Origin of the sequence: Solwaraspora sp. WMMA2101 (genome assembly GCF_049179175.1) — a bacterium.
Lineage (GTDB): Bacteria > Actinomycetota > Actinomycetes > Mycobacteriales > Micromonosporaceae > Micromonospora_E.
In genome coordinates, this window is sequence record NZ_JBMHMA010000006.1 from 4274633 (window position 1) to 4298696 (window position 24064).

Annotated in this window: 23 protein-coding genes; 13 read left to right on the top strand and 10 right to left on the bottom strand. The window is 70.2% G+C overall.

What is annotated here, in order from left to right:
• Positions 1-56: 56 nt before the first annotated feature.
• The 5 genes from ACN28F_RS20435 to ACN28F_RS20455 all read left to right on the top strand — a co-directional run bounded on the left by ACN28F_RS20435 (position 57) and on the right by ACN28F_RS20455 (position 5743).
• Positions 57-2606 (top strand): bifunctional FO biosynthesis protein CofGH, encoded by a 2550-nt coding sequence (locus tag ACN28F_RS20435; protein WP_289209490.1) that lies wholly within the window; start codon positions 57-59, stop codon positions 2604-2606.
• A 207-nt stretch (positions 2607-2813) separates the two neighbouring features.
• Complete coding sequence (locus ACN28F_RS20440; RefSeq protein ID WP_289209491.1) at positions 2814-3092, top strand: hypothetical protein; 279 nt, start codon at positions 2814-2816, stop codon at positions 3090-3092.
• A 93-nt stretch (positions 3093-3185) separates the two neighbouring features.
• Positions 3186-4574, top strand: coding sequence for a DUF4331 domain-containing protein (locus ACN28F_RS20445; protein WP_289209492.1), 1389 nt, complete (start codon positions 3186-3188; stop codon positions 4572-4574).
• Positions 4575-4622: 48 nt separating this feature from the next.
• A complete protein-coding gene (locus tag ACN28F_RS20450; protein ID WP_289209493.1) occupies positions 4623-4988 on the top strand; it encodes a phospholipase in 366 nt (121 codons plus the stop codon).
• 497 nt (positions 4989-5485) lie between these two features.
• The gene (locus tag ACN28F_RS20455; protein WP_123605977.1) at positions 5486-5743 is read left to right on the top strand and encodes a WhiB family transcriptional regulator; all 258 of its coding nucleotides are present in this window, start codon (positions 5486-5488) and stop codon (positions 5741-5743) included.
• Positions 5744-5940: 197 nt separating this feature from the next.
• On the opposite strand, the gene ACN28F_RS20460 is transcribed toward ACN28F_RS20455, so the two are convergent.
• Entirely contained in the window at positions 5941-6306 is a 366-nt protein-coding gene (locus tag ACN28F_RS20460; RefSeq protein WP_282229429.1) for a metallopeptidase family protein, read from the bottom strand.
• Between the two features lie 220 nt (positions 6307-6526).
• On the opposite strand from ACN28F_RS20460, the gene ACN28F_RS20465 reads away from it, so the two are divergent.
• Positions 6527-6901: a DUF3499 domain-containing protein gene (locus ACN28F_RS20465; RefSeq protein ID WP_282223849.1), complete on the top strand. Its 375-nt coding sequence runs from the start codon at positions 6527-6529 to the stop codon at positions 6899-6901.
• A gap of 40 nt (positions 6902-6941) precedes the next feature.
• Here ACN28F_RS20465 and ACN28F_RS20470 read toward each other — a convergent pair whose 3' ends face one another.
• The 4 genes from ACN28F_RS20470 to ACN28F_RS20485 all read right to left on the bottom strand — a co-directional run bounded on the left by ACN28F_RS20470 (position 6942) and on the right by ACN28F_RS20485 (position 11632).
• Positions 6942-8294: an NAD(P)/FAD-dependent oxidoreductase gene (locus ACN28F_RS20470; RefSeq protein WP_289210836.1), complete on the bottom strand. Its 1353-nt coding sequence runs from the start codon at positions 8292-8294 to the stop codon at positions 6942-6944.
• A 128-nt stretch (positions 8295-8422) separates the two neighbouring features.
• On the bottom strand, positions 8423-9769 hold the full coding sequence (locus ACN28F_RS20475; protein ID WP_421359224.1) for an aspartate aminotransferase family protein: 1347 nt from the start codon (positions 9767-9769) through the stop codon (positions 8423-8425).
• Between the two features lie 396 nt (positions 9770-10165).
• On the bottom strand, positions 10166-11077 hold the full coding sequence (locus ACN28F_RS20480; protein ID WP_421359226.1) for an SPFH domain-containing protein: 912 nt from the start codon (positions 11075-11077) through the stop codon (positions 10166-10168).
• A 69-nt stretch (positions 11078-11146) separates the two neighbouring features.
• Positions 11147-11632 (bottom strand): Lrp/AsnC family transcriptional regulator, encoded by a 486-nt coding sequence (locus ACN28F_RS20485; protein ID WP_421359228.1) that lies wholly within the window; start codon positions 11630-11632, stop codon positions 11147-11149.
• A gap of 237 nt (positions 11633-11869) precedes the next feature.
• Between ACN28F_RS20485 and ACN28F_RS20490 the strand changes: the two genes are divergently transcribed.
• The 5 genes from ACN28F_RS20490 to ACN28F_RS20510 are packed head-to-tail and all read left to right on the top strand — an operon-like array spanning position 11870 to position 17385.
• Positions 11870-13108 (top strand): ABC transporter substrate-binding protein, encoded by a 1239-nt coding sequence (locus ACN28F_RS20490; RefSeq protein WP_421359230.1) that lies wholly within the window; start codon positions 11870-11872, stop codon positions 13106-13108.
• Positions 13109-13119: 11 nt separating this feature from the next.
• Positions 13120-14298 (top strand): ABC transporter ATP-binding protein, encoded by a 1179-nt coding sequence (locus ACN28F_RS20495; protein WP_421359232.1) that lies wholly within the window; start codon positions 13120-13122, stop codon positions 14296-14298.
• Entirely contained in the window at positions 14295-15245 is a 951-nt protein-coding gene (locus ACN28F_RS20500; RefSeq protein WP_421359234.1) for an ABC transporter permease, read from the top strand. The genes ACN28F_RS20495 and ACN28F_RS20500 overlap by 4 nt, the downstream gene beginning before the upstream one ends.
• Positions 15245-16078 (top strand): ABC transporter permease, encoded by an 834-nt coding sequence (locus ACN28F_RS20505; RefSeq protein WP_421359235.1) that lies wholly within the window; start codon positions 15245-15247, stop codon positions 16076-16078. The genes ACN28F_RS20500 and ACN28F_RS20505 overlap by 1 nt, the downstream gene beginning before the upstream one ends.
• A gap of 38 nt (positions 16079-16116) precedes the next feature.
• Complete coding sequence (locus tag ACN28F_RS20510; RefSeq protein ID WP_421359237.1) at positions 16117-17385, top strand: saccharopine dehydrogenase family protein; 1269 nt, start codon at positions 16117-16119, stop codon at positions 17383-17385.
• Between the two features lie 84 nt (positions 17386-17469).
• Here the strand turns inward: ACN28F_RS20510 and ACN28F_RS20515 are convergent, their stop codons facing one another.
• Complete coding sequence (locus ACN28F_RS20515; RefSeq protein WP_421359239.1) at positions 17470-18336, bottom strand: DUF559 domain-containing protein; 867 nt, start codon at positions 18334-18336, stop codon at positions 17470-17472.
• Positions 18337-18674: 338 nt separating this feature from the next.
• Between ACN28F_RS20515 and ACN28F_RS20520 the strand changes: the two genes are divergently transcribed.
• A complete protein-coding gene (locus ACN28F_RS20520; RefSeq protein ID WP_421359241.1) occupies positions 18675-19451 on the top strand; it encodes a hypothetical protein in 777 nt (258 codons plus the stop codon).
• A 27-nt stretch (positions 19452-19478) separates the two neighbouring features.
• Here ACN28F_RS20520 and ACN28F_RS20525 read toward each other — a convergent pair whose 3' ends face one another.
• Positions 19479-20915, bottom strand: a complete 1437-nt coding sequence (locus ACN28F_RS20525; RefSeq protein ID WP_421359243.1) for a gamma-aminobutyraldehyde dehydrogenase — start codon at positions 20913-20915, stop codon at positions 19479-19481.
• 555 nt (positions 20916-21470) lie between these two features.
• On the opposite strand from ACN28F_RS20525, the gene ACN28F_RS20530 reads away from it, so the two are divergent.
• Entirely contained in the window at positions 21471-22007 is a 537-nt protein-coding gene (locus ACN28F_RS20530) for an alpha/beta hydrolase (RefSeq protein ID WP_421359245.1), read from the top strand.
• Between the two features lie 24 nt (positions 22008-22031).
• Here the strand turns inward: ACN28F_RS20530 and ACN28F_RS20535 are convergent, their stop codons facing one another.
• From ACN28F_RS20535 to ACN28F_RS20545, 3 genes are all read right to left on the bottom strand, one after another.
• Positions 22032-22544 carry a hypothetical protein gene (locus tag ACN28F_RS20535; RefSeq protein WP_421359247.1) on the bottom strand — a complete coding sequence of 171 codons (513 nt, stop codon included), beginning with the start codon at positions 22542-22544 and terminating at the stop codon, positions 22032-22034.
• 307 nt (positions 22545-22851) lie between these two features.
• On the bottom strand, positions 22852-23568 hold the full coding sequence (locus ACN28F_RS20540) for an alpha/beta fold hydrolase (protein ID WP_421359249.1): 717 nt from the start codon (positions 23566-23568) through the stop codon (positions 22852-22854).
• Between the two features lie 121 nt (positions 23569-23689).
• Positions 23690-24055, bottom strand: coding sequence for a nuclear transport factor 2 family protein (locus tag ACN28F_RS20545; protein WP_289209512.1), 366 nt, complete (start codon positions 24053-24055; stop codon positions 23690-23692).
• Between the last annotated feature and the right edge of the window lie 9 nt (positions 24056-24064).

Consider the following 24064-nt stretch of genomic DNA (forward strand, 5'->3'; position numbering starts at 1 on the left):
CCGAGCTGTGGCGCATGCCACCGATGAGTGCGGCAGCGAGGACCTAGTCTCAACGGGTGACCGCGCACCCAGACCCCGTTGCCGCCGCTGACGGTGCGGCGCAGCACCCGACACCGGCGAGTGTGCGTCGGGCGCTGCGCCGGGCCGCCGCCGGCCGAAGCCTCGACGTCGACGAGGCGACCGCGTTGCTCTGCGCCACCGGAGCGGAGCTGGACGAGCTGCTCACCATCGCCGGGGCGGTCCGTGACGCCGGGCTGCGCGACGCGGGCCGGCCAGGGGTGATCACGTACTCCCGGAAGGTTTTCATCCCGTTGACCCGGCTGTGCCGGGACCGGTGCCACTACTGCACCTTCGCCACCGTTCCCGGCCGGCTGCCGGCCGCCTACCTGGACCGTGACGAGGTCCTCGCGATCGCCCGCGCCGGTGCCGCCCAGGGCTGCAAGGAGGCGCTGTTCACCCTCGGTGACCGTCCGGAGGAGCGGTGGCCGGCGGCCCGGCAGTGGCTCGACGAGCGCGGCTACGACTCGACCGTCGACTACCTGCGGGCCTGCGCGATCGCCGTGCTGGAGGAGACCGGCCTGCTGCCGCATCTCAACCCGGGCGTGCTGAGCTGGGCGGAGCTGCAACGGCTCAAGCCGGTCGCGCCGAGCATGGGGATGATGCTGGAGACCACCGCGACCCGGCTGTGGTCCGAGCCCGGTGGCCCGCACTTCGGCTCGCCGGACAAGGAACCGGCGGTGCGGTTGCGGGCGATCGCCGACGCCGGCCGGGTGGGGGTGCCGTACACGACGGGACTGCTGATCGGGATCGGCGAGACGCGCCGGGAGCGGGTCGAGTCGCTGTTCGCGATCCGGTCGGCGGCCCGCGAGTACGGCCACATCCAGGAGGTGATCCTGCAGAACTTCCGGGCCAAGCCGGACACGGCGATGCGTGGCATGCCGGACGCCGAGCTGCGGGACCTGGCCGCGACGGTCGCCGTCGGCCGGATCCTGCTCGGCCCGTCGGCCCGGTTGCAGGCACCACCGAACCTGGTCGCCGGGGAGTACGCGTTGCTGCTGCGGGCCGGCATCGACGACTGGGGCGGGGTGTCCCCGGTGACCCCCGACCACGTCAACCCGGAGCGGCCGTGGCCGCAGATCGAGGAGCTGGCCCGGCGTACCGCCGACGCCGGCTTCACGCTGCGGGAGCGGTTGACGATCTACCCCGAGTTCGTGCGGCGCGGCGGGGCCTGGCTCGATCCGCGGCTGTCCGGGCACGTCGCGGCGCTCGCCGAGGCGGACACCGGCCTGGCGGACGGGTCGGCGGTGCCGGTCGGTCGCCCCTGGCAGGAGCCGGAGGAGGTGTTCACCTCGACCGGCCGGACCGACCTGCACGCCACCATCGACACCACCGGGCGCACCGACGACCGGCGGGGCGACTTCGACCAGGTGTACGGCGACTGGGCCGAGGTGGCCGGGCGGATCAGCGTACCCACGGGTGCCGGGGCCGCGAGCGGCGCGGACGCCGACGCCGACCTGCGGGCCGGGTTGCGGCTGGCCGCCGACGATCCGGCGGCGCTGCTGCTGCCCCGGCACACCGACGCGGCGCTGGCTCTGTTCGCCGCCGACGGGGCGGCGCTGGAGCAGCTCTGCCGGATCGCCGACGACGTGCGGCGCGACACCGTCGGCGACGACGTCACCTACGTCGTCAACCGCAACATCAACTTCTCGAACGTCTGTTACGTCGGCTGCCGGTTCTGCGCGTTCGCCCAGCGGGAGCGCGACGCCGACGCCTACCGGCTCTCCGCGCAGCAGGTGGCGGACCGGGCCGAGGAGGCCTGGCAGGCCGGGGCGACCGAGGTCTGCATGCAGGGCGGTATCGATCCGGCGCTGCCGGTGACCGCGTACGTCGATCTGGTCCGCGCGGTGAAGCAGCGGGTGCCGCAGCTGCACGTGCACGCCTTCTCGCCGATGGAGATCGTCACCGCGGCGGCCAAGGCCGGCGTACCGGTGCGCGACTGGCTGGTGGGGTTGCGTGCGGCCGGCCTCGACACCATTCCCGGCACCGCCGCAGAGATCCTCGACGACGACGTGCGCTGGGTGCTGACCAAGGGCAAACTTCCGGCCGCCACCTGGGTCGAGGTGGTGACCACGGCCCACGAGGTGGGACTGCGGTCCAGCTCGACCATGATGTACGGACACGTGGACCATCCGGCGCAGTGGCTGGCGCATTTCCGGGTCCTGGCCGGGGTGCAGGACCGCACCGGCGGGTTCACCGAGTTCGTGGCGTTGCCGTTCGTGCACACCAACGCGCCGATCTACCTGGCCGGTCTGGCCCGGCCCGGCCCGACCTGGCGGGAGAACCGGGTGGTGCACGCGATGGCCCGGCTGCTGCTGCACGGTCGGATCGACAACATCCAGTGTTCCTGGGTGAAGCTGGGCGACGAGGGCACGGTCGCGATGCTGCGCGGTGGCTGCAACGACCTGGGCGGCACTCTGATGGAGGAGACGATCTCCCGGATGGCGGGTTCGGCGAACGGGTCGGCCCGTACGGTGGCGCAGCTGCAGGCGATCGCGGCCGCCGCCGGGCGTCCGGCGGTGCAGCGCAGCACCGCGTACCAGCGGTGACCGCAGGGCCGGTGCGGCCGCCGGCCAGCGGCCGCCGGCGGGTGGAGCCGACAGTCCGACGAAGCTGTTTCGCACACCGTCGAACCGCCCGGCGTCGTCGCGCGTATGGATAGTTGCCGGCGGCTGCGGGGCAACCGATGGACCTGCCGCTGGCGAAGGTCCCGTCGCGACAGTGGGTTACCCCCTGACCCACCGGAAAGGTTGTCCATGAGAACTGGCCAGCGGAACCGACCGAAGTTCAAGATCTCCCGCCGTCAGGTGCTGACCGTGGCGGCAAGCGCGGGTGTGGGCGCGGCGGCGGTCAGCGTCACCGGCCTGTCCGCAGCTGTGGACAGCCGGCTCGCCGGGTCCGCCGGCGACCAGGCGATCGTCGTGCACCTGCGGGATCCGTCCAGCGGCACGATGGACGTCTTCGTCGGCACCTCACGGATCGAGGTACGTGACAAAGGGCTCGCCGCTTCGCTGCAGCGCGCCGCAAAGGGCTGACGGCCCTCCTCGGCGTACGCCCGAGCTTTTCTCCACCTGGCGCGTCCCGCGTCGATTCCCCGATTCACTCAGGCTATGTGAGGTAGGTTCGCCATGTCTTCGCACCGCGAGGCACCGGAGATATCAAAAGACCCGGTTGCCGACAGCACCGACGTGTACGCGTTCGTCAGTCCGGACCGGCCGGACACCGTCACGCTGATCGCCAACTATCTGCCGTTCCAGGTGCCGTCGGGCGGACCGAACTTCTTCGAGTTCGGCGACGACGTGCTGTACGAGATCCACATCGACAACAACGGTGACGGGCACCCGGACATCACCTACCAGTTCCGGTTCGTCACCGAGATCACCAACGAGAACACGTTCCTCTACAACACCGGTCCGATCGACGCGCTGGACAGTGAGAACTGGAACCGGCGGCAGTTCTACAGCGTGACCAAGGTGGACGCGCACGGCCGGGCGCAGGTGCTGGCCAAGAAGGTACCGTGCCCGCCGTGCAACATCGGCCCGCTGTCCACCCCGGACTACGTGGGTCTGGCCAACGACGCGACGTTCGAGTTGAAGACCGGTGAGCGGATCTTCGCCGGGCAGCGCGCGGAAGGTTTCTTCGTCGACCTCGGTGCGATTTTCGACCTGGGCAATCTGCGTCCGTTCCAGCAGTTGCACGTGGTCGGAAAGGACATCTTCAACGCGGCGGACGAGCCGGTCAATGCGACCGACCGGGTCAACGTCTCCAGCATCGCGATGCAGATTCCGATCACGCACCTGGTCAGTGGTGGCGGACGGTACGACGTCAAGGACCCGCGTTCGGTGATCGGGGTGTGGACCTCGGCGGGCCGGCAGCAGATCCGGATGCTCGGTGAGGCCAAGGCGGCGGACCTCAACGTCGGCCCGGTGGTGCAGGTGTCCCGGTTGGGCAACCCGCTGTTCAACGAGGTCATCGTGCCGATGGCGCAGAAGGACCTGTGGAACACGCTGCCACCGTCGGAGGACAAGCGGTTCGCTGGCCTGGTCGAGAAGCCCGAACTGGCGCAGCTGCTGCCGGTGCTCTACCCGGATGTCTTCCCCCGGCTGGCGGAGCTGAACGAGTCGGGCAAGCCCCGGGCGGACCTGGTGGCGATCCTGCTGACCGGTATCCCGGCGGGCCTGATCGACGGTTTCCAGAACAACACCGGCGACGTCCAGGCCGACATGCTGCGGCTGAACACCGCGATCCCGCCGGCCAAGCGGCCCAGCCGATTCGGTCTGCTCGGCGGTGACCTGGCCGGCTTCCCGAACGGGCGGCGGACCACCGACGACGTGGTGACGATCGCGCTGCGGGCGATCGCCGGGTTGACGTTCCCGCTGATCGACAAGAACTTCACCCCGGACGACGCGGCGGGGGCGGTGACCCACGGGTTGAGCGCCGCCGACGTGACCGCCCCGTTCCTGAAGAAGTTCCCGTATCTCGGCGTGCCGTACGACGGCTTCAACAACCCGTCCTGACCACGCGCGGACGTTCGAGCCAGCAGGCAAGACCAGGAGGTGGACGCAATGCACGAGCACAGTCTGGCCCCGTCGGAGACCGGCAGTGTCGTCCTCGACATCGGTGGCGACATGGGAGCTCTCATCATCTACACCGGACAGGAGTTCCACGGCCGGGAGATCGAGATCAGCCCGGTCGCCGATCCGGATGCGGCGGAGCCGACGCTGCGTACCCATGCCGCGGTGCGTGAGCGGCAGGTGCACGACGGGGTGTTCTTCAGTGCGGTCTACACCGACCTGCGGGCTGGTTCGTACACCGTCTGGCGCTCCGAGGACGTGCCGGCCGGTCAGGTGACGATCACCGGTGGCGCGGTGACCGAGTTCGTCTGGCCGCAGCATCCGACCGCCGGGAGGTTGATCCCGCGCGCCGTGTGACGAGATCGACTTCCGGGTGTGACAGACCCCTGGGGAGGGCAGCAGGGCACGTGAGGTAGGCGGTCGATCAGGCCGCGCCACCGAGCCGGTACCGCGTTGGCGGTGCCGGCTCGGTGGCGTGTGCGCGCCAGAGGCGCTGAAGGGGCGCCGCAGGGGGTGCGGCAGGGGTGCGCCGGGCTCGGTCGCGGGGTTGCGGAGGGTGGATTCACGCAGGTGGCGGGGGCGACGCGCCGATGTCGCGTTACTTGGTGGGGGTCTGAATCGATAGGGCAGGTTGCGGGCCTGTTGACGGTGGGAGGTCAGTCGGCCCGGTCCGCGAGAGGGAGCCTTATTTACCAGGTTCGTCTTGACGACGCACGCATTACACGCGTGTAATTTCCCTGGGGTCGCTCGGACGGGACGTACTAAAACCGGATCGAACGGGCAAGTTGGACACGCCTTCCGCGTGGGGGGTTGCGCCGGCCGGGATCGGCCGGCGCGCGAAAGGAGGCACGCGTATGGATGGTCGGCTGGAGGTTGCGGACCTGCTCGGGAACGCCCCGGAGTGGCAGGAACGGGCGCTGTGCTCGCAGACCGACCCCGAGGCGTTCTTTCCGGAGAAGGGCGGATCCACTCGTGAGGCGAAGCGGATCTGCTCGCGGTGTGAGGTGAAGTCCGAGTGCCTGGAGTACGCACTCGGCCACGACGAGCGGTTCGGCATCTGGGGTGGACTGTCCGAACGGGAACGTCGCAAGCTCAAGCGGCGCGTCGCCTGACGTACCGCGCCGTCGGCCCGGCCCGGGACATCCCGGCCGGGCCGACGGCCTTTCCGGGGCCGACCGGCCTTTCCGGGGCTGACCGGCCTTTCCGGGGCTGACCGGCTTTTCCGGGGCTGACCGGCCGCGCACCGCCACGGCCGACGGCCGCTCGCCGCCTCTACCGACGGCTGCTCAGCGTCGGGTAGGCAGCCCGGTCAGGCCAGCTCGTCCGGATCCACGCCCAGCAGGTTCGCCACCTGCTCGATGATCACGTCGTGCACCAGGTCGGCGAGGTCCTCCCGGTCCATCGCCCGGAACTCCAACGGCCGCCGGTAGAGCACGATCCGGGGCGGCATCTCCTGGCGGCCCGGCCGCCCCGGCAGCAGCCGGGCCAGCGGCACCTCGCCGTCCTCCAGCACGTCGGAGTCGTAGACGTTCAGATCCGGCGGTACGTCCTCGACGGCGAACTCGACCCCGACGAGCTCCTTGGCGAACCGGCGCTCCAGCGTCTCGACGGTGTCCAGCACCAACTCGTCGAAGACCTCGGCCTTCGTCCGGGCGAGCGGGACCGTCGCCGGCACCAGCCGGCCGCGCAGACCGCGCCCGTGCCGGTCCCGGCGGTCCCGCCGGGCGCGGCGGGGCACCTGGGCGCTTTCCGGCGCGGGGACGGTCACAGAAATCCTCCGGTCACCAGCTCAGCGTAGTCCGGATCCGGGCCGTTCGGGCGTGGGGGATCAGGAGTCTCGGCGTGTCGCGGCGGCACGCTGGTCGGCAAGCCGGTAATAGAGATACCGTGCGGCCGTGAGGTCACAGCGGCGCTGCTCCCGGAACGGCTGTCCCCGTCAGGCCGTCGCCACGTTGACCTACGTCTACAACGAGTCGACAGCTGTCGTCGGGCCACTGGCCGCGTTCGCCGAACCCCACACGTACGACCTGTGTGAGCAGCACGCCCGGAGCCTGACCGCGCCCCGGGGCTGGCAGGTGGTGCGCCACGAAGGGGAGTTCGACCCGCCGCCGCCGACCACCGACGACCTGGTGGCCCTCGCCGAAGCGGTCCGCGAAGCGGCCCGCCCCGCCCCGCCACCTCGGCCGGGTGAGCCGGACGTCGTCGATCTGGACATCAACTCCCCGACCGGGCGCCGCGGCCACCTACGGGTGATCCCACCACGGCCCTGACCCGCGCACTCGCGCCGGCGGCGCTCAGCTGCTGGTCAGCTCAGTTGCCGATCAGCCGGTTCAGCAGCGCCGCCCGCCGCGACGGCCGTCCCGACCGTGCCTCCGCCGCGTCGGCGCTGCCCATCAGCCGTACGCTGGCGTTGACCCCGAGCCAGCGCAGCGGCTCCGGCTCCCAACGCGGCGAGCGGTGCCCCACCCAGGGCAGCGCGGTCAGCTCACTGTCGGCGTCCAGGATCAGGTCGGCCAGCGTACGGCCGGCCAGGTTGGCCAGCCCCACGCCGTCGCCGACGTAGCCGCCGGCCCAGGCCAGCCCGGTCGACCGGGCCAGCCCCACCGACGCCGCCCAGTCCCGGGCGACGCCCAACGGCCCACCCCAGGCGTGGGTGAGCGCGACGTCCTCGCCGAGCGCCGGGAACAGCTCACCCAGGGTCCGCCGCAGCGCGCGGAACACCCGTGGGTCGCGGTCGAACTCCGGGCGGACCCGGGACCGGAAATGGTACGGCGCGCCGCGCCCGCCGAACGCCAGCCGCCCGTCAGCGGTGCGCTGGCCGTAGATGATCAGGTGCCGGAAGTCGCTGAACGTCTCCCGTTCGGCCAGCCCGATGCGGTCCCACGTCTCGTCGGGCAGCGGCTCGGTGGCGATCATCAACGAGTAGACCGGGGTGATCGCGCGCCGCAGGCCGGGCAGCGCCGGGGTGTAGCCCTCGGTGGCCCGGACCACCACCGGTGCGCGGACCGTCCCGGTCGGCGTTGCGGCCATCCCGGGGCCGTACGCCGTCACCGGGGTCCGTTCGTGGAGTGTCACGCCGTACCGCTGCACGGCTGCGGCGAGGCCACGCACGAGCCGGGCCGGGTGGATCGCGGCGCAGTGCGGGGTGTAGGTGCCCCCAAGCACCCCGTCGGCGGCACACCGGGCGGTGGCGGCGTCGGCGCTTAGCAGGGTCAGGTCGGCGTCGGATCCGCCGTAAACGTGGGCCTCGGCGACCGCTGCCTCGGCCCGGCGTAGCTGGGCCGGGGTACGGGCGAGTGTGACGGTGCCGCCCTGGCGCCAGTGGCAGTCGATGCCCTCGGCGGCGACGACCCGGCGCACCTCGCCGACGGTGGCGTACATGGCCTGCTGCATGGCCACCGCCCCGTCTCTGCCGTGGCGGCGGGCCAGCTCGGTCAGCGACGTCGGCAGCAGCGCCGAGCACCAGCCACCGTTGCGCCCCGAGGCACCGTACCCGGCGATCTCCTTCTCCAGCACCACGATCTGCAGCGTCGGGTCGGCCAGGGCCAGGTAATAGGCGGTCCACAGGCCGGTGTAGCCGGCCCCGATGATCACGACGTCGGCGATCCGGTCACCGTCCAGCGCCGGCCTCGGCGTGAGCTCGTCCTTCTCCACCGTGGACATCCAGTACGACACGTCCACCCGCCACCCTCCCCTCTTTCCCGACGATCTTGCAGTTATCGAGAAGATATGTCCACTTTGTCCAACGATAAGTGCAAGATCGTCGCGATCTTGGGGGGTGGTTGGCTGGGTCAGAGGCGCTGCCAGGCCTCGGTCAGCACCGCACGCAGGATCTGCTCGATCTCGTCGAACTGGGTCTGGTCGGCGATCAGCGGCGGGGCGAGCTGGATCACCGGGTCGCCCCGGTCGTCCGCGCGGCAGTAGAGCCCGGCGGCGAACAGCGCCCCGGAGAGGAACCCGCGCAGCAGCCGCTCCGACTCGGCGTCGTCGAACGACTCCCGGGTGGAGCGGTCCTTCACCAGTTCGATGCCGTAGAAGTACCCGTCGCCCCGGACGTCACCGACGATCGGGAGGTCGTACAGCTTCTCCAGGGTGGCCCGGAAAGCGCTTTCGTTCGCCCGTACGTGCCCGATCAGGTCCTCCCGCGCGAAGATCTCCAGGTTCGCCAGCGCCACCGCGCAGGAGACCGGGTGGCCGCCGAAGGTGATCCCGTGGGCGAACGACGCGGTGCCGTCGAGGAACGGCTCGATCAGCCGGTCCGAGGCGATCATCGCCCCCAGCGGCGAGTAGCCGGAGGTGATCCCCTTCGCGGTGGTGATGATGTCCGGCTGGTAGCCGTACCGCTCGGCACCGAAGTACGCACCCAGCCGCCCCCACGAGCAGATCACCTCGTCGGAGACGAGCAGTACGTCGTAGGCGTCACAGATCTCGCGTACCCGCTCGAAGTAACCCGGCGGCGGCGGGAAACAGCCGCCGGCGTTCTGCACCGGCTCCAGGAAGACGGCGGCCACCGTGTCCGGGCCTTCGCGTTCGATGGCCCGGCCGATCTCCTCGGCCGCCCACCGGCCGAACGCCACCGGGTCGTCGCCGTGCTCCGGCGCGCGGTAGAAGTTGGTGTTCGGGGCCTTGATCCCGCCCGGGACCAGCGGCTCGAAGTCGGCCTTGATGCCGGGCAGCCCGGTGATCGACAGCGCCCCCATCGTGGTGCCGTGGTACGCGATGTGCCGGCTGACCACCTTGTGCTTCATCGGTCTGCCGGTCAACTTGAAGTAGGCGCGGGCCAGCTTCCAGGCCGACTCGACCGCCTCCGAACCACCGGTGGTGAAGAAGACCCGGTTGAGGTCGCCGGGGGCGAGCGCGGCGATCTTCCCGGCCAGCTCGACCGCCGTCGGGTGCGCGTACGACCAGATCGGGAAGTACGCCAGCTCGCTGGCCTGCTTCGCGGCGGCCTCGGCCAGTTCGGTGCGCCCGTGACCGGCGTTGACCACGAAGAGCCCGGCCAGCCCGTCCAGGTAGCGGCGGCCGGAGCTGTCCCAGACGTACGCGCCCTCGCCGCGCACGATGGTCGGCACCGGGGCGTCCCGGTAGCTCGACATCCGGGTGAAGTGCATCCAGAGGTGGTCGGTCGGGTTGCCCATGTCGTGGCCCCATCGCGTCGGCAGCACCGGCGCCTGCGCAGACGCCGTCCTGGCTACGGTTATCGCACAGATCCGGCGCACACTGCAAGGTTCACGAGATCAACATCGGCGTTCGGCCACGATTTGAGCAATCCTGGCTAGCTGTAACGACGAAATCCGCATCACGGGCTGAGTCGCCCAAGCGGTGCCGCTCGATGACATTTCGCGGTCAGCAGATCGCGGCACGGTGCGCCCGCGAGCCAACTCCCCGAGCAGGTACCGCCGTAGACCGGTATTCCTGTGAGGAATAATCATTCCTCCCAGGAATACCGCTCGACCGGACACTTGCCGCCGCCCGAAGGCCGCGGTCGGGGCTGAAGCTGACGTCGGGGCCGGTGCCCGGCTCAGCTGAGGCGGTCAGTCGGTGGTCGGTCGTGGCGCGTTGAGGTCGACGCTGCCGCCGGCCGGGACCGGCACGAACGTCGGGCAGCCCTTGGCGGTCTCGTCGGTCAGGCAGCGCTGGAACACCTCGTAGAGGACGTACGCGTCCGGGCCGAGCACCTCGACGAGCTGGCGGATCTGCTTGAGCTTCTCCTCGACGGTGGCGTTCTGCTCGATGATCGCCCGCCGTTCGGTGATCGCCACCTGCACCGCCGCGAGGCCGTCGACCAGTTCCTGACGCGGCGTCGGCTTCTGCAGGGTCAGGTTGAACTGCAGGAAGTAGGCCCGGCCGCCGGTGGTGGCCTGCACCGCCGCGCCCAGGTCCTCGTTGATCGCGGTCTCGAAGGCGGCCCGGGTGGCCGGGTCGTTGTACAGCGCCAGCCAGTCGTACTTCTGCGCCTCGGTCGTCATCGCCTTGTGCAGCGGCTGGCCGATGTAGAACCGCAGCAGGTCCAGCCAGTGATTGGTGGTCCGGCCGTCGCCGTCCATCACCGGCTGGAACTTCAGCCCGATCTCCTCGTGGAACTCCCGCAGCATCCCGCCCTCGTCGGCACACGAAGTGTCCAGGTGGAAAGTAAGTCCACCAGAGACGCTCAGCTCCTGGTTGTCCTTCGACACCACCACGAACGGCGTCGACTCGGAGCCCTCGTTGCCAGTGAAGTCGAAGGTGCGCTGGCCGGCCGGGTAGACGTAGTACCGCTCGCCCGGCCCGTCCCAGGTACGGTTGTTCTGGGTGACGCACTCCTGGTAGGTGGTGCTGGAGAAGGCCCCGGCGTCGTAGTGCAACGCCACCTGGTCCGACTCGGTGCTGACCGTGGTGCAGCCGGCCACGGTCGCCAGCAGCACGACGGAGACGCCTGCGATCATCCGTACCCGACGACGACGCATCTGCCCGCCCCGATCTGTTCGACGTGTGCCGTCAGGGTAGGCGGGGCAATCAACCCGAACGGACCCGACTCAGGCCGTACCCCAGGTGTAGGTCTGTTTGCGCAGCTTGAGATAGACGAACGCCTCGGTCGAGACGACGCCTTCGACAGCACGCAGCCGTTGCAGGATCTCCAACAGGTGGTCGTCGTTGCGGCAGACCACCTCGGTGAGCAGGTCGAACGAACCGGCGGTGATCACCACGTAATCGACCTCCTCCAGCTCGGCCAGCCGGTCGGCGACCGCCTCCAGGTCCCCGGAGGTCCGCAGGCCGATCATCGCCTGCCGGGGGAAGCCGAGCTGCAGCGGATCGGTGACCGCGACGATCTGCATCACCCCGGCGTCGAGCAGCCGCTGCACCCGCTGACGGACCGCCGCCTCGGACAGCCCGACCGCCTTGCCGATCGTGGCGTACGGCCGTCGGCCGTCCTCCTGTAGCTGTTCGATGATCTGTTTGGCCACGTCGTCGAGGAGTACGTGGCCCGGGCCGCCGCCGCCGCCGGACTGCCGTGTGCCCATCCCGGGGTTCCCTCTCTGCCGAAGTCGGTGCATTATTCCCTGCAGGTGGTACGCCGCCGAGGCGGCTGGCGTTAAGAGTCTGAGTCTGGCGCATTTCGTCGCCAATGGCGAGCTCCGCAACGGAATCCCTTGTGATGCGGGCATCTGCATGTCAGGATCGGCGTCTAATTGGTCACACACTACGCCGCCTTGCTTCCGGGTCGGCTCCGCCGACCCTCACCCCTTCAGGAGCCGTCCATGCGTAGCCGCCTCCGCCCGCCGCCGTCCGCTCCGGCCGCCGCCCTGCTCGCCGCCCTCGGCGCCGGCCGCTCGGTGAGCCGCCGCAGCCTGGTCCGTGGTGCCGCCGTCGCCGGCGGAACGCTGCTCGGCGGCAGCGCCCTCGCCGCCTGCGGCACCCCCGCCGCCCAGCAGACCGAGGAAAGCTGCGTCAGCGAGGACGTCTCCGACAGCGAGCAGACGATCGCCTTCTCCAACTGGCCGCAGTACATCGACGTCGACGCCGACGACGAGAGCCGCCGGCCGAGCCTGGAGGCGTTCCAGCAGGCCAGCGGGATCGAGGTCACTTACACCGAGGACATCAACGACAACAACGAGTTCTTCGGCAAGGTGCAGAACCAGCTGTCGGCGTGCCAGCCCACCGGCCGCGACATCATGGTGCTCACCGACTGGCTGGCCGCCCGGATGATCCGACTCGGCTGGGTGCAGCAACTGGACAAGGCGAACCTGCCGAACGTCACTGCCAATCTGCTGCCGTCGCTGAAGGCCCGGCCCTTCGACCCGGACGACTCGTACGCCGTACCGTGGCAGTCCGGGCTGACCGGGATCGCCTACAACGGCACCGTCACCGGCGAGGTCCGCACCATCGACGAGCTGCTCACCCGCGCCGACCTGAAGGGCCGGGTGACCGCGTTGACCGAGATGCGCGACACCATGGGGCTGCTGCTGCAGGCCGGCGGCCACGACCCGTCCGACTTCACCGACGCCCAGTTCGACGACGCCCTGGAGAAGCTGCGCCAGGCGGTCGCCGACGGGCAGATCCGCCGGTTCACCGGCAACGACTACGCCGCCGACCTGGCCCGGGGCGACGTGGCCGCCTGCATCGGCTGGTCCGGCGACGTCATCCAACTCTCCGCCGAGGACCCCAACATCGTCTTCCAGGCACCCGAGTCCGGGCTGATCCTGTTCTCCGACAACATGCAGGTGCCGAACCAGGCCAGCCACAAGACCAACGCCGAGAAGCTGATGGACCACTACTACGACCCGGCGGTCGCCGCCGAGGTCGCGGCGTACGTCAACTTCATCTGCCCGGTCTCCGGTGCCCAGGAGGCAATGGCCGCCATCGACCCGGAGCTGGCCGCCAACCCGCTGATCTTCCCCGACGAGGCGTTGCTCGGCCAGGCCAAGGTCTTCATGGCGCTGACCGAGGAGCAGGAACGCTCGTACGAACAGAAGTTCCAGCAGGTCATCGGGGCCTGAGGCAGCGACCGATGGCGACCGACCCGCCCGCCGGTGACCTGCACCTGGCGAACGTGACCAAACGGTTCGGCCCGTTCCTCGCGGTCGACGAGCTGAGCCTCACCGTGCCGCAGGGGGCGTTCTTCGCCCTGCTCGGTGCCTCCGGCTGCGGCAAGACCACCACCCTGCGGATGGTCGCCGGGCTGGAACAGCCCACCAGCGGCCAGGTGCGCCTCGGCGACCGGGACATCACCCGGCTGCGGCCGTACCGCCGGCCGGTGAACACCGTCTTCCAGAGCTACGCCCTGTTCCCGCACCTGAGCATCGCCGAGAACGTCGCGTTCGGGCTGCGCCGACGCGGCATCCGCGACGTCAAGGCCCAGGTCGAGCAGATGCTGGAGCTGGTGCAGCTCGGCGGCTTCGGCCCGCGCCGACCACAGCAGCTCTCCGGCGGGCAGCAGCAGCGGGTCGCTCTGGCCCGCGCGCTGATCAACCACCCGCAGGTGCTGCTGCTCGATGAACCGCTCGGCGCCCTCGACCTGAAACTGCGCCGGCAGATGCAGACCGAGCTGAAACGGATCCAGACCGAGGTCGGCATCACCTTCGTGCATGTCACCCACGACCAGGAGGAGGCCATGACGATGGCCGACACCGTCGCGGTGATGCACGCCGGCCGGATCGAGCAGCTCGGCCCGCCCGCGCAGATGTACGAGTTCCCGGCGACCGCGTTCGTCGCGAACTTCCTCGGCCAGTCGAACCTGATCGCCGGCGAGGTCACCGGGCGTTCCGGCGACGACGTGACGGTCAGCGCGTACGGCTCGCGGTTCACCGTGCCCGCGGCCCGGTCCCGGTCCGTCGACGGTCCGGTCCATCTGGGGGTACGCCCGGAAAAGCTCGCCCTGGCCCGAGACGCCGACAGTGTGCCGTCCGGGGCGCAGTCGGTCGCCGGCATCGTCACCGACCTGGCGTACCTGGGGGTCAGCACCCAGTACCAGGTGCGCACCGGCTGGGGCACCGAGCTGAGCGTGTTCAGTCCGAACATCGGCTCCGGTCCGGGCGGCGGGTCCGGCGGCGCCGACGGCCAGCTGCTGCCGGTCGGCGCCGACGTGGTCGCCTACTGGCAGCCGGCGCACGCCTTCCTGCTGGCCCGTGAACCGGGTGCCGGCGACCAGACCACGCCGCTGCTCGACGAAGCCGTACCCGCCTCATGAGCGTCCTCGCGCACGTCGGCGGCGCTGCCGGCGGGGGACCGACCGGCAGTGGGCCGGCTGGCGGCGGACCGGCCAAGCCGCCTCCGGCGTCGACCCGGCGCGGACGTGGCCGGCTGCTGCCGTACCTGCTGCTGCTGCCCGGCGGGGCCTGGCTGATCCTGTTCTTCGCCGTCCCGGCGATCCAGCTCGGGGCGACCAGCCTGTACGACCCGAACGGCTCGCTGGCCACCGGCTACGCGATGACCTGGTCGTTCGGCAACTACCCGGCGGCGCTGTCGGCGTACTGGACCCAGTTCGGCCGGGGCTTCCTCTACGCCGGCATCGCCACCGTGATCGCGGTGCTGCTCGGCTACCCGCTGGCGTACGCGATCGCGCAGCGGGCCGGCCGGTGGAAGAACCTGATGCTCGTCTGCGTCGTCGCCCCGATGTTCACCAGTTTCCTGGTGCGCACCCTGGCCTGGAAGACGATCCTGTCGGAGAACGGCTGGCTGGTCGGCGTACTGCAGGATCTGCACCTGCTCGCCCACGACGGCCGGCTGCTGTTCACCCCAGTCGCGGTGGTGCTCGGGCTGACGTACAACTTCCTGCCGTTCATGGTGCTGCCGCTGTACGCGAGCCTGGAGCGGCTCGATGGTCGGCTGCTGGAAGCCGCCAGTGACCTGTACGCCTCCCCGGCGCGGGCCTTCTGGCGGGTGACCCTGCCGCTGTCGGCTCCCGGGCTGGTCGCCGGCACGCTGCTGACGTTCATCCCGGCGTCGGGGGACTACATCAACGCCCGGCTGCTCGGCACCCCCAACGAGTACATGATCGGCAACGTGATCGACTCGGCGTTCCTGGTGCGGCTGGACTATCCGCAGGCGGCGGCGCTGTCGTTCCTGCTGATGGCGACGATCCTGGTCATCGTGTCGGTCTACGTCCGGCGTACCGGCACCGAGGAGGTGCTGTGATGGGTCCGGGCCCTGACGCGACGGGGACCGGTGCGCGGCTGGCCCGATGGCTGGTCGACCGCTGGGTCCTCGGCGTCGGCCTGCTGGTGCTCGGCTACCTGCTGCTGCCGGTGGCGGTGGTCGCCGGGCTTTCGTTCAACCGGCCGTCCAGCCGGCTGTCCTACGACTTCAACGAGTTCACGTTGGACAACTGGCGGCAGCCCTGCGCGACCAGCGACATGTGCGACGCGGTGCTGCGCAGCGTACAGATCGGTTTCCTGGCCACCGCCACCGCGACGGTCCTCGGCACGCTGATGGCGTTCGCCCTGGTCCGGCACCGGTTCCTCGGCCGGTCCGCGACCAACCTGCTGATCTTTCTGCCGATGGCCACCCCGGAACTGGTGCTGGGCTCGTCGCTGCTGACGCTGTTCGTGGCCGGCGCGGTGCCGCTCGGCTTCTGGACCGTGGTGATCGCCCACGTTATGTTCTGCCTGAGTTTCGTCGTGGTCACCGTGAAGGCGCGGCTGGCCGGCATGGACACCCGGCTGGAGGAGGCGGCGACCGACCTGTACGCCACGCCGTGGCAGACGTTCCGGCTGATCACCCTGCCGCTGGTGCTGCCCGGCATCGTCGCCGCCGCGTTGCTGTCGTTCTCCCTGTCGTTCGACGATTTCATCGTCACCAACTTCACCTCCGGCACCACCGTCACCTTCCCGATGTACGTGTGGGGTGCCGCCCAGCGTGGTATCCCACCGCAGGTGAACGTGATCGGCACGGCGATGTTCGCGGTGGCGCTGCTGCTGGTGGTGCTCGGCGGCACGATCGGCCGGCGTCGGCGCGCCGGCCTGGGCTGAGTGGGGAGCGCGGTGCGGATCCTGCTGAGGGGGGCGCGGTGCGGATTCTGCTGATAGGTGCCGGTGGCGTGGGCGCGGCGGCGGTGTCGATCGCCGCCCGCCGGGACTTCTTCGACACCATGGTGGTCGCCGACCGCGACCCGGCCCGTGCCGCCCGCGCGGTGTCGGCGCTCGGTCGCGGGCGGACGGGTGCCGGCGGCACCGGTGCCGCCGGCGGCACTGCGGCCGGCGGTGGCGACCCCCGCTTCGTCGCGGCCGGCGCGCTCGACGCCTCCTCGGCCGAGGCAGTGACCGCGCTGTGCCGGGAACACCGGATCACCCACGTGCTCAACGCCGTCGACCCGCGCTTCGTCATGCCGATCTTCAACGGTGCGTACGCCGCCGGCGCCGACTACCTGGACATGGCGATGTCGCTGTCCACCCCGCACCCTGACCGGCCACACGCCGAATGCGGGGTGAAGCTGGGTGACGCGCAGTTCGCCGCCGCCGCCGACTGGGCCGCCGCGGGTCGGCTGGCCCTGGTCGGCATCGGCGTCGAACCGGGACTGTCCGACGTGTTCGCCCGCTACGCCGCCGACCACCTGTTCTCGTCGATCGACCAGATCGGGGTACGCGACGGCGCGAACCTGACCGTCGACGGCTACGACTTCGCCCCGTCGTTCTCCATCTGGACCACCATCGAGGAGTGCCTGAACCCGCCGGTGATCTGGGAGGCCGACCGTGGCTGGTACACCACGGCACCGTTCAGCGAACCGGAGGTCTTCGACTTCCCCGACGGTATCGGCCCGGTCGAGTGCGTCAACGTCGAACACGAAGAGGTGCTGCTGATCCCGCGTTGGGTGCCGGCGAAGCGGGTCACCTTCAAGTACGGCCTGGGGGCCGAATTCATCGACGTCCTGAAGACGCTGCACAAGCTGGGGCTGGACTCGACCCGGCCGGTGAGCGTCGGCGGCGTCCGGGTCGCCCCGCGTGACGTGGTCGCCGCCTGCCTGCCGGATCCGGCCACCCTGGGGGACCGGATGCGGGGCAGGACCTGCGCCGGCACCTGGGTCACCGGGCTGTCGCCCACCGGCGAACCGCTGGAGGTGTACCTCTACCACGTGGTGGACAACGAATGGTCGATGGCCGAGTACGGCCACCAGGCGGTGGTGTGGCAGACCGCCGTCAATCCGGTGGTGGCGTTGGAGTTGCTGGCCGCCGGCACCTGGTCCGGCACCGGGGTGCTGGGTCCAGAGGCGCTGCCGGCGAAGCCGTTCCTCGACCTGCTCACCGCGTACGGGTCCCCCTGGGGCCTGCGTACCTCCTGACCGCCCCCTCATGATCGCGACGATCTTGCGCTCATCGAGACTATTTGTCCACTTTGCTCCACGATAAGCGCAAGATCGTCGCGATCATGCGAGGGCCTGACGTAGGACGGCCACGACGTGGCGTGGGCGTCGATAGATGTCGACGGCGGTGAAATACCGCATCCGCCAGCCCTGCGAAGAGAGCCAGTTGTGTCGCTCCCGATCATGTTGGGCCCGCTTCGCGGTGAGATGCGACCGGCCGTCGTACTCCGCGCCGACCCGCGACTCCTCCCACCCGAGGTCGATCACGTACCGGGTGATGTACGAGGCGTCGAGGACCCTGATCTGGGTCTGCGGACGGGGCAGCCCGCCGTCCATCGCGATGAGCCGAAGCTGACTCTCCTGGCGGCACTGGGCACCCGCATCCACTATGTTGAGCAGTGCGCGTACCGTCACCACGCCCGGCAGGCCGAAGTGCAGCGTCACCTCTGAGGCGAGTGCGTCGAGATCGCATAGGCCGGACCGCAGTGCGCCGTCGAGGACGGGCAGGGCGTCGATCCGGCTGGACGTTCGTGCCAGGTCGACCGCCGTACGCGCCGCAGACGTGCACCGCACGCCGTCGACGAGACACGGCTCGGCCGGCAGGGCGGTTTCGTGGACGACCACACCACGCAACCGGGGGCGAGGGACGCCCGCCGGTAACAACACGTGCACCCTGTCGTCTGTGTTTCGGGCGACGAAGTCACCGAAGCCGTGCAGCGGCGCGGCACTCTGTCGACAGATCAACGCGGCCGGCGGTAGCCGGCACAGCAGCGCCTTGAGTCGGGCGTGCGGGAGTTGCCGTGCTGACGTTGTGGAGAGGTACGTGTCGTTGAACGGGCGCCAGAGTTGGCCGCGGTCGACCCGACCCCGGATCTCGCCCTCGCTGATGCCGGAGTCTCGTAGTGCCCGGTAGCGCGTCGCGTCAGCCATGCCTGGCACCCTGCTGCGACGCCGTACGCCAGGGCGGTTGCCGTCAGCCCGGCTGTGGATGAACCCGCAGCCTGTGGATAACGCTTCTGGCCCGCCCACACTGTGCATGATCGCCCCTTGCATGATCGCGATGATCTTGCACTTATCGTGGAACAAGGTGGACAAATCTTCTCGATAAGTGCAAGATCATCGCGATCATGGGGGGAGTGGGTTGGGCGGGACGAGGGTGGGGTGAGGGTGGGCTACTGGCTAGGGATTCGCCCGAGTGGCTGAGCCGGATCCGCGTCGCGGCTGTCAGGATGACGGCGGGTCGGATCGGTGACGGTCAGGATGATGTGGTGATCGAGGATCTCGGCGAGCAGCAGCGACGCGACAGAACGGTGCTGGCGGGCAACAGTGGGTGGAGCCGGATCGGCGGCCTGCTGCGGTGGCCGCCTCCGCACCCGTGGCCGGCCCGCGTCGGATGGCGGGTCGCGGCAGTGGGCACCGGATTCGCCGTGCTTGGTACAGCCGGGGCGTTCCTCGGCGACGTCGGCAGCATCGTCGGCTTCGGCATGGCGCTGATCGGTGGTGCGCTGCTCGCCGTGGCGGTCGCCTACCGGGTCCGCCGCAGCTGGCCAGGTCTGCTGATAACCCTGGCAGTGGCGCTGGTCAGCATGGTCGTCGCCGACCTGGCCAGCATCGGTTACCTCACCGCGGCCGGCGACCGGGTCACCGCCGTGGTGGCGGCCCGGGAGTGTACGCAGCAACGCGGCGACGTCGTCGACTGCGAATACCAGTGGCAGGACGCCAGCGGTGCCGTCCTGGTGCCGGACCTGCTCAGCGACGACCGCTACCAGGTCGGCGACTCGGCCGAGCTGCTGGTCGACCCGGCCGGTGTGGTCAGCGTACGGCCGGCGGACACGATGTCGCCGGACCTGGTCAGCCTGCTCGTGGCGGTGCTCGGCGGCCCGCTGCTGGTGCTGCTGGTGGTCCGCTGCCTTGCCGTTGGCGAAGGCTGGCTGCCCCGACGGGATGCCGCCAGCGCGACTGAGCCGGCCACCGCGACTGGTGAGCCGGCCAGCGGCGCCGGTCCGGACCCGGCTGGTGGGACGCCCGCGCCCGCTGGCGGCTGAGCCCGGTCCGGAAGACCAAGCGGCGGCTCAGCTGTCGATGGCGTGCATGACGTGCTTGAGCCGGGTGTAGTCCTCCAGCCCGTACATCGACAGGTCCTTGCCGTACCCGGAATGTTTGAACCCGCCGTGCGGCATCTCCGAGATGAACGGGATGTGGGTGTTGACCCAGACGCAGCCGAAGTCGAGCCGGCGGGTCATCCGCATCGCCCGGCCGTGGTCGCGGGTCCACACCGATGCGGAGAGTCCGTACCGGACGCCGTTGGCCCACCGGACCGCCTCGTCCTCGTCGGTGAACCGCTGCACGGTGATCACCGGGCCGAAGACCTCGTCCTGGATGATCTCGTCGGGCTGGCGCACCCCGGAGACCACCGTCGGGGCGTAGAAGAAGCCCCGGTCACCGACCCGTACGCCGCCGGTGTGCAGCTGCGCGTGGTCCGGCAACCGGTCGACGAAGCCGGTGACCCGGCCGAGCTGGTCGACGTTGTTCAACGGCCCGTACGCCACGTCAGGCTCGTCCGGCAGGCCGGTCTTCGTACCCCGGGCCTGCTCGGTGAGCGCCGCGACGAAGTCGTCGTACACGCCCGGCCCGGCCAGCACCCGGGTCGCGGCGGTGCAGTCCTGCCCGGCGTTGAAGTAGCCGGCGCCGGCGATCGCCTCGGCGGCAGCCGCCACGTCGGCGTCGTCGAAGAGCACCACCGGGGCCTTGCCGCCCAGCTCCAGGTGGGTGCGCTTGAGGTCGGAGGCGGCGGCGGCCGCCACCTCCATGCCGGCCCGGGGTGATCCGGTGATCGACACGAACTCCGGCGTCGGGTGCGCGACGAGGGCCCGACCGGTGTCCCGGTCGCCGCAGACCACGTTGAACACTCCCGGCGGCAGGAACTCGGCGGCGACCTCGGCCAGCAGCAGCGTGGACAGCGGCGTGGTGTCCGACGGCTTGAGCACCACCGTGTTGCCGGCGGCCAACGCCGGGGCGATCTTCCAGACCGCCATCATCAGCGGGTAGTTCCAGGGCGTGACCTGCGCGCAGACCCCGATCGGCTCCCGCCGCACGTAGGAGGTGTGCCCGGCCAGGTACTCGCCGGCCGACTTGCCCTCCAGCACCCGGGCCGCGCCGGCGAAGAAGCGGAACTCGTCGACGCAGGGCGGCAGCTCCTCGTCGGCGGTCAACTGCCGGGGCTTGCCAGTGTTGCGGACCTCGGCGTCGACCAGGTCGGCGGCGCGGGCCTCGACCGCGTCGGCGAGTTTGAGCAGCGCCAGCTGCCGCTGCGCCGGGGTGGTGTCGCGCCAACTCTCGAACGCGCTGGCGGCCGCCGACATGGCCCGGTCGACGTCGGCCGGGCCGGAGGTCGGTGCCTGGGCGAACACCTCACCGGTGCACGGGTCGACCAGGTCCTGGTAGCCGCCGTCGACCGGGTCGACGTACCCGCCGTCGACGAAGTTGCGCAGGGTCTGCTTGTCGGTCATGTTCGGCTCCCGCACGTCGGCCCGGATCAAGGTCTGGAATCGGATCAGGTCAGGGATCGGATCAGGTCAGGATGAGGTATCCGCCAGCTATGAGCCATCCTTGCGACCGAAATCGCGGCAGACAAGGGGTACGGCGACTGTTTCCGTGCGCGCCGCGCAGCGCGACCGACGGTGTGGCCGGGTTGGTCACGCTGCGCCGGGTTCGACCGGGTCGGCGACAGCCACGGTACGTCGCCAGTGTGCCGGGGCCGTCGAACGGCCGTCGCGGAGAGGCGAACTCCGGTAACGATCATCGGCACGCTCTCCGGAGCCGGCGCAGGGGCCCAGATCGCGGGCCGTGCCGTGCTGGCCTTGCCGGCCTCCGTCCACCCGTATTCTCGCGGTCCCACGGCAACCAGCGTGCAACGCGTAGAACGCCTGCGTTGGCAGCCTCGGCATCGAGGTGAGGCTCGGATACCTCACCTCGTTGACGTGCGTACGCCTCACTTCGGCGGCGAATCTGCCAACCCCAGCACGTCGTCGAGGTGCCGCGATCCGGTTCGCTACGGTGGTCGAATGTTCGCTGGCGTCATCGTTCCCGGGCGTGGCTACGGTCCGCAGGCACCGCTGCTCGACCTTGCCAGCGAGGCGCTCGCCGACCGCGAAATGCCAGTGGAGACGGTGCGGTGGGACGTCCCGGACGGGCTGCTGAACATCGGGCCGGAACCGTTCGTCCGGGCACACGTGGCGGCGGCCATCCACCGGCTGTCCATGTCCGCACCCGACGCACAGCCGGTGATCATCGCGAAGTCGCTCGGCAGCTATGCCGCCGTGCTTGCGGCCGAACGGCAACTTCCGGCGATCTGGCTGACCCCGCTGCTGCACATCGAGGCCGTCGCGGAGGCGATCGGCCGGAACCCGGCACCCGCGCTCCTCGTCGGGGGGACCCGTGACCGCAGCTGGCTGCCGGAGGTCGCCACGGCGACGGGCAAGCGGGTCGTCACGATCACCGGCGGCGACCACGGCCTGCGGCCACCCGGTCCGCTGCGGGCCTACGCCCAGGTCCTCGGCGATGTCGGTACGGCGATCGAGGAGTTCCTGGCGCAACTGTGAGCCGCGACGGTACCGCCTACCCGTCTACCAGCTCGCGGTCCAGCTGTACCAGGCCCCTCCGAGGTGCCGGAAGACCGGGGACTCGAAGGAGCCGTTCTCCAGATCCGGAGTTGGCCCTTCGGGCAGGTAGGCGAACCCTGCGTCGTCGAACAGGTTGCCGTTTCTCTCCTGGAACACGACGCCGCCGGGTACGTGGTAGGCGGCGATGATCCGGTAGGAGCCGATCGTGGACGGTGCCGGGACGTGGTACCAGTCTTCTCCGGCGGGCAGAGCCACGACCGCGTCTTCAAAGGCGCTGCGGCTCATCGCCCAGCGGGCCTGCAGCGGCACTCCTGTGACGAGCAGCGCCAGCGCGAGCGCGACGATCATCGGAGCAGGCAGGAACGACCAGGACCACCGCCGGCGATGCAGCCCGAACATCACCACCCAGACCACCCAGGCCAAGCCGGCCAGCCCGAGTACGGGCACCGCGCCGAACACCAGGAAGAACGAGAAGCCGGGAACGCTGAACGCCCAGAGCAGGCATGCCGTAGCCACCAGCGTCACGAGGTGCAGGGCCCACCAGGGGCGCGCGGTGTCATGGGCCTGGCAGGCGGGCCGCCGTCCCGCTCGACGGTCACCATCCGAACCCGTTGTCCAGCATCGCCCGATCATGACGGCCCAGGGCAGGCGGGGCAACCGTCGACGAGTGGACCGTCGGCATCACCCGAGGTGACGGGGCTGGCGTACGCGATCCGTGACCGTATCGCCGCCGGTGACGATGTGGGCGCCGCAGCCCTGCTCCCCGTCGAGCGGGCGTATCCGGTGCCGGCCGGGGCCGCGACGGGTCATCGCGGGTCACGTCTCAGCGAGCGACGCTGACGGCGTACCGCGCGGCGGTGACGATCACGTCGGCAACGACGCCTGGCTGTGTGGCGTACAGGGCGTGACTGGCTGGGACGTTGGTGATCGTGGCACCGATCCGGTTGGCCATGTGCTGCAGCATGGCCTGGTCGAACGCCTTGTCCTCGGTCGCGATGACAGCCCAGCTCGGCCGGTGGCGCCAGGCGGCGTTCTTCACCGGGGTCGAGAACGCCGCCATGTTGACAGGCACCTGCGAGTCGCGGAGGAAGGCAGCGTCGGCGTCGCTGGCGTCTGCGGCGAATCCGGCCTTGAACTTCTCCGGGTTGAGGAAGCCGTATCCGTCCTCGGTGACGTCGATGACGAAGTCGGGTGTCGGGGCGAACCCTTCGTACTGCTGGGCGGTGGTTTCGCCCGCGTCGGGCGCGAGCGCTGACACGTAGACCAGCCCGGCGACGTTCGGGTGGACTCCTGCCTCGGTGATGACGGTGCCGCCCCACGAGTGCCCGACGAGAATCGTCGGGCCGTTCTGCTGGTCGAGCACTCTCCGGGTCGCCGCGACGTCGTCATCGAGCGAGGTGAGCGGGTTCTGCACGATGGCGACCCGGTAGCCCTGGGTCGTCAGCCTGTCGTACACGCCGCGCCAGCCCGAACCGTCAGCGAACGCGCCATGCACGAGCACGACATTCTCGATCTCCTGACCACCGGTGGTGCCGCTCATGTGGCTCGTCCTTTCGTCGCCGCGCAGGCGTCGCCCGGCGGGGTACTCGCTGAGGTCGCGGTCGTTGCCTCCGATGTGCAATATATTGCATGAAGTACGACGCGGTAAAGTGGCTGCGCGGTCATGGCTCGATGGTGAGCCGGGTGATGGAGGCGCCGTCCAGGTCGAACCGGTAGTGCAGGTCCGCTGACCCGCCCGGGAAGTTGCCTTCCAGGTGCTGCACCACGTCGAACTGCGCATCACCGACGCGGTGGGCACCGACGAGATCCGTGGTGTACGTGTACTCGCTGCCCCCATTGACTAGCCATGTCCTGATTTGGTCCAGGCCCCGGTAGGTGCGGCCTTCATCCGTGACCACCGCGTCGACGGCGAACGCGCCGATGGCGGTCTCGGTGTCGCGGGCTTGCTGCGCGGGCAGGTACACCGCGATGGCGGTCGGCAACTCTTCCCAGGCGACGGGGGTCTCTCGGTTCGGCTCCATGTTCATACCCCGACG